Origin of the sequence: Trichlorobacter sp. (assembly GCF_030247655.1) — a bacterium.
In the GTDB taxonomy this organism is placed as follows: domain Bacteria; phylum Desulfobacterota; class Desulfuromonadia; order Geobacterales; family Pseudopelobacteraceae; genus Trichlorobacter.
This window is the reverse complement of the sequence record NZ_JAOTRZ010000231.1, coordinates 1-4,508: the sequence shown is the minus strand read 5'-3', so window position 1 is coordinate 4,508 and position 4,508 is coordinate 1. Positions and strand designations below refer to the sequence as shown.

Annotated in this window: 8 protein-coding genes; 2 read left to right on the top strand and 6 right to left on the bottom strand. The window is 46.8% G+C overall.

What is annotated here, in order from left to right; genetic code table 11:
• Positions 1-121 precede the first annotated feature (121 nt).
• The 5 genes from OEL57_RS14520 to OEL57_RS14500 all read right to left on the bottom strand — a co-directional run bounded on the left by OEL57_RS14520 (position 122) and on the right by OEL57_RS14500 (position 2,753).
• The gene (locus tag OEL57_RS14520; protein WP_300741415.1) at positions 122-916 is read right to left on the bottom strand and encodes a transporter; all 795 of its coding nucleotides are present in this window, start codon (positions 914-916) and stop codon (positions 122-124) included.
• Between the two features lie 86 nt (positions 917-1,002).
• Entirely contained in the window at positions 1,003-1,128 is a 126-nt protein-coding gene (hemP, locus tag OEL57_RS14515) for a hemin uptake protein HemP (protein ID WP_300741413.1), read from the bottom strand.
• A 37-nt stretch (positions 1,129-1,165) separates the two neighbouring features.
• Positions 1,166-1,465, bottom strand: a complete 300-nt coding sequence (locus tag OEL57_RS14510; RefSeq protein WP_300741412.1) for a DUF2325 domain-containing protein — start codon at positions 1,463-1,465, stop codon at positions 1,166-1,168.
• Positions 1,462-2,184, bottom strand: a complete 723-nt coding sequence (locus OEL57_RS14505; RefSeq protein WP_300741410.1) for a DUF3793 family protein — start codon at positions 2,182-2,184, stop codon at positions 1,462-1,464. Before OEL57_RS14505 ends, OEL57_RS14510 begins: the two co-directional genes overlap by 4 nt.
• A gap of 116 nt (positions 2,185-2,300) precedes the next feature.
• Positions 2,301-2,753 (bottom strand): Fur family transcriptional regulator, encoded by a 453-nt coding sequence (locus tag OEL57_RS14500; RefSeq protein WP_300741407.1) that lies wholly within the window; start codon positions 2,751-2,753, stop codon positions 2,301-2,303.
• 189 nt (positions 2,754-2,942) lie between these two features.
• On the opposite strand from OEL57_RS14500, the gene OEL57_RS14495 reads away from it, so the two are divergent.
• Together OEL57_RS14495 and OEL57_RS14490 are read left to right on the top strand one after the other, a co-directional pair.
• Positions 2,943-3,653 (top strand): AAA family ATPase, encoded by a 711-nt coding sequence (locus OEL57_RS14495; protein ID WP_300741405.1) that lies wholly within the window; start codon positions 2,943-2,945, stop codon positions 3,651-3,653.
• An 87-nt stretch (positions 3,654-3,740) separates the two neighbouring features.
• Positions 3,741-4,247: a rubrerythrin family protein gene (locus OEL57_RS14490; protein ID WP_300741403.1), complete on the top strand. Its 507-nt coding sequence runs from the start codon at positions 3,741-3,743 to the stop codon at positions 4,245-4,247.
• A 67-nt stretch (positions 4,248-4,314) separates the two neighbouring features.
• Here OEL57_RS14490 and OEL57_RS14485 read toward each other — a convergent pair.
• On the bottom strand, positions 4,315-4,508 hold a 194-nt coding region (locus tag OEL57_RS14485), incomplete at its 5' end, for a hypothetical protein (RefSeq protein ID WP_300741401.1).

Sequence of the window (4,508 nt, the reverse complement as noted above, 5' to 3'; positions counted from 1 at the left end):
AGAGTGAAAAGTGGTTAAAATGATTGTCTTTAAATCAGTTACATTGTTGTTTGATTATTCTCTGTTAAACATTCCGTTTACTATTTCTCTGTTGCTCCGTTGCTCTGTGTTTCATTGAGTTTTAGAATTTCAACACCAGTCCATACAGTGCAGTTACGTCAGTTTCCGGCCTGGTCAGACCAAACTTGATGCCGGCATCAATATCCAGATGATCGTTAATCTCATAGCGCAGACCGGTCAGGGCATAGACCGGCAGATCGTTTGACGTTTTGTCCGGGTTAGTGCCAAGGCCAAAATCAGCCACTGCAAACAGCCCTTTGGCTACTTCAGCCTCACCGGCAATGGAACCGGACCAGAGGTTTCTGCGCTGTGAACCGTCATCTTCACGGAAGTGGTGGTACTCATAGCCAAGATTGGCATGCAGGGCATAGGCACCATCTGCAAACTCTTTGGTGGCAATCAGGGTGCTACCAAACTGCCAGCGGCCTTCAGACAGGCCGCCGCTGTACTTACCGGTGGGCACAATCACACTGGGCTTGATCGCCAGATTGATACCGGCCAATTCGGCAAACCTGTATTTGACTTCCATGGTCATGTCGCCAAAGCCGTCAACATTTGAGACATCGCCATCAACATTGCTGCGCTCGTTGAACAGGTAGGGAATGGCCAAAGAGATACCAAGATCCTTGTAGAGCCCGGTGGTGATCTTGACTTCTCCACCCGCGGTATTGGTTTTGGTGGTGGAACCGTCCACGGTATGCTTGTCATAGCCGTAGGAGCTGTTCAGTTCGATCTCAACCTTGCCGACATCAACCGTACCGGCATCATCGGTGGCAAGGGGGGGACCGGCAAAAGCTGAGCCGGTGGTAATAATGGTCAACGAAAGGGCTAGTGTGGTGTGCCGCAGTGCAGTCATAAACAATCTCCTTGTGTGAGTTGTCTCTGGCTGGCTGTGCGGCGGAGTAATACGCCTCTGGCTGGCTTGAGTGGTTAGTGAAGTGTTTATTTGGTCAGGATCAGCTTATTATTACTGGTTATTCGTAGGTGGTACGATTCACCGGCGTGCTGGATGATGATTTCCTGCAGGTCGCCAAACAGTTTTTCACTGGTGATGGTCCGCTTTTCCATGTCAGTTGTGCGCCTCCTTTCCTGATGTTGAAGTACGTTACACTGCCGATTGCTGCATTAATCTCAAGCAGTTCAGGCATTCCCGCAAGGTACATACACCGCATGCATGATGCATGAATACCGGAATGCCTTGTTTCTTTGCCGCTGTAAATGCCTCATTACGTGCCTGATGCGACACCTTGTTGGTGAAGATGACAACAGCATCGGCGTGTTTGATCTTGGTGCCCATGTTCTGCTCTGTCTGGCTGAATATACGCAGATTCATGCCCAGTTTTTTTGCTTCAAGCAGGTATTTTTCGCCGAGGCGATCCATGCCGCCTACCAGTATGATACTCATGGTTTCGACCCCTTTAGAATATGAAAATCGATATCATTATGCTGGTAAAAAAATAGCTGCTCTGGATGCTGAGCTTTAACCAGTATCTGGCTTCCTGATGCAAGGATTTCAGTCATACGTTCACGACAGCAACGGTAGTTTTTTGCCAGATTCAGGCTGTTTGCTGGGTTGCCATAGATTTTCCAAAGTGCCTGACAGGAAAACGGTAACTTGACCAATCCCATAAAAGCAGCCACATCTTTAGCTGGATAGCCGATGAACAGACCGATTTCATGGGGAAAATGATCATGTTTGGAGATACGTTGTTTCAGTTCTGTTAATAGTTCAGGTACGGTGGACGTCTGCTTGTAACCTGCTTTATGCAGTAGTGTGCGAATGCCGGCATGGGAAAGGTGCTGTTCCAGTTGTTCCCTGTTGTAGCAGAGTAGTAATATTGACCGCTCTTTAGTCTGGAGTATCAGAAAATCAATGGTGCTGAGTCTTGCTACAGCCTCTTGACGCAAGGACTGCCAAAGCTGGTACAGATTTCTGCCGCATGGGCGGGTACGATTAACCAATGAAACAAGATTGGCCGGCTTAACACCTGCAAGTACTTCAGAACATTCCAGCATGAGATGTGCTGTCAGACAATCAAGCGGATCATTGAAATGTGCAAGAAGTTCCAGGGCGGTTTTCTTTCTTTTGGTGTTGCCTTGATTGTCTGATTGATAAAATCCCACGACCACCGCCTTTCTTTGTAAATGAATTTTGTTATCAATAACGATTTTGAGAATATCTGTCAATAGTTTTTTATCCAGTGTATTCAACGTGCCAGTGGGATTGCGGTTTGGGGTGGCTAACTACCTGAACAGGTGGAACAAACTCCGTGCATAACGATTGTTTTTGAGTCTATTTGTCCCCACTGGGCCAGATCGGCAGGTGGTTGCAAGGTGTCAACATCAGGCCATTGAAAGTCCACAACACGCTTGCAGCGGCTGCAGATCAGATGGTGATGCGGCGCGTAGACCGCTTCAAAGCGGGCCTGGCTTTCGGCGGTCTGAATCCGGGCAACCAGGCCATGCTGTTCAAGCGTGGTAAGCGTACGGTAAACCGTATCAAGGGAGATGGTCGGGAGTGTCGCCAGTAAACGTTTGTGCAGTGTCTCGGCAGTCGGATGATCAGGCTGATTCACCAGCTGACGGTAGATTTCTGTGCGTTGATGGGTGACTTTCAGACCGGCGTCTCTGCAGGCAGTTACAAACTGTTCCATCATCTGTTCTTTTTGCTGCTGGGTACAGTAAGTTGCCACGGCAGTACTCCATTTCTCAATTACTTGATAAGAATCATTACTTCTTGCATCGCTTTTGTCAAGAAAACAGTTGCAGGTTGTACTGTTGTCGTTACGCTACTGTCGCTTGCATGATTCTGTTTTCAGGTTACACTAAAGATGATGCGTGCTTTTATTTTTCATGAGCGATGAACAAGGAGGAAGAGAGGTATGCCGGATAACTTACTTATTCCGTCGGTTGATTTACGGGTGGGAGCACTTGAGGAGTATAATCGCACCCAAAAACAGAAGGCACTACAGAGACATAAGAAACCAAAGCCACGCCACTGTGTGACAATTTCTCGCCAGTATGGCTGTCTTGGGTATCCTGTTGCAGAGCGGCTAAGTCAGCTGCTGTCAGAAAAGACCGGTGAACAATGGTTGCTGATTGATCGGGCCGTACTTGATCAAGTGGCAAAGCATCATGCTATTTCAAAGGATATACTTGAGCGTCTTGGGGAGAAGAACCGTCTTCTGGATGACATATTGGCAACTTTTTCTCCCCGTTGGAACCATAGCCAGGACTGTTTCAGGCTGCTGTGCAAACATGTGGTTGGTCTTGCAGAGCAGGGTAATGTGATCATAATGGAATTGGGCGGCGCGATCATAACCAGGCATTTTGAACATTCAAAGCATTTTAGAATTTATGGTTCGATGGATTTTAAGGTACGTGCCATAGCGCAGAGACTGCAGATTGAACCAGAAGCGGCGGAAAAAATTGTAATTAAGCAGCAGAAACAGAGAGATGCCTTTACCAGGGATTTTCTGGATCAGGATGACCATAATCCTGCACTTTATGAGTTGCTTTTTAATAATGATCGTAATTCTATTGATAAAATTGCCGGAACCATCGCAACTTATGTCCTTGATGAGACAATTTGATTAAAAGTCTTGACAGTTTACTAGATAGGTATTATTCCTAACACGCCAATGTTAGTTGGCTTAAAAAAAATATTGGAGGATCAACCCATGGCTAATGGACCAAAATCAGAAAAGAATCTGCAGGATGCGTTTGCAGGAGAGTCACAGGCAAACCGTAAATATCTGGCTTTTGCCAAGCAGGCTGATACAGAGGGCTTGCCACAGGTTGCCCGTCTGTTCCGTGCAGCTGCTGAGGCAGAAACTGTGCATGCCCATGCTCACCTGAAGGCCCTGGGTGGTATCAAGTCCACCAAAGAGAACCTGATGGAGGCGATTGGTGGTGAAACCCATGAGTATAAAGAAATGTATCCGCCCATGATTGAGGATGCCAAGGCAGAAGGTGCAACTGATGCACTGCGCTCTTTCAGCTATGCCAATACGGTTGAAAAAACCCATGCTGAACTGTATCAGAAGGCCTTTGATACCCTTGGTCAGGCAGGTGACCAGTTTGATTACTACGTCTGCCCGGTCTGTGGTCATACCCATGAGAAGGTAGCACCGGAAAAATGTCCGGTTTGTGGTGTTGCAGGCTCACTATTTGTAGTGATTAAATAGTTACTGACATTAAGCGGGTTGCCCGGCAGGCACCCGCTTAATTGTAATCATTTGATAGGTATTATTATTAATTAGTTTTATTTATGTTGTTGTTGACATTAATAAAATTTATGAAACACTGAAAATGAAACTGTTCTGTTCCGGTCCCGTCTTTGTCCACATATAACCAACTATAACAACGAAAGGAGTAGATTGCATGAGTGACAACAGCAAATGCCCGGTAACCGGTAAGTCCAGCAGTCAGGTAGCAGGCGGCGGAAC

What these genes read in the sequence shown, in the direction of transcription:
- OEL57_RS14520 (WP_300741415.1), bottom strand. Translation starts at nt 916, where the DNA reads ATGACTGCACTGCGGCACACCACACTAGCCCTTTCGTTGACCATTATT.
- hemP (WP_300741413.1), bottom strand. Translation starts at nt 1,128, where the DNA reads ATGGAAAAGCGGACCATCACCAGTGAAAAACTGTTTGGCGACCTGCAG.
- OEL57_RS14510 (WP_300741412.1), bottom strand. Translation starts at nt 1,465, where the DNA reads ATGAGTATCATACTGGTAGGCGGCATGGATCGCCTCGGCGAAAAATAC.
- OEL57_RS14495 (WP_300741405.1), top strand. Translation starts at nt 2,943, where the DNA reads ATGCCGGATAACTTACTTATTCCGTCGGTTGATTTACGGGTGGGAGCA.
- OEL57_RS14490 (WP_300741403.1), top strand. Translation starts at nt 3,741, where the DNA reads ATGGCTAATGGACCAAAATCAGAAAAGAATCTGCAGGATGCGTTTGCA.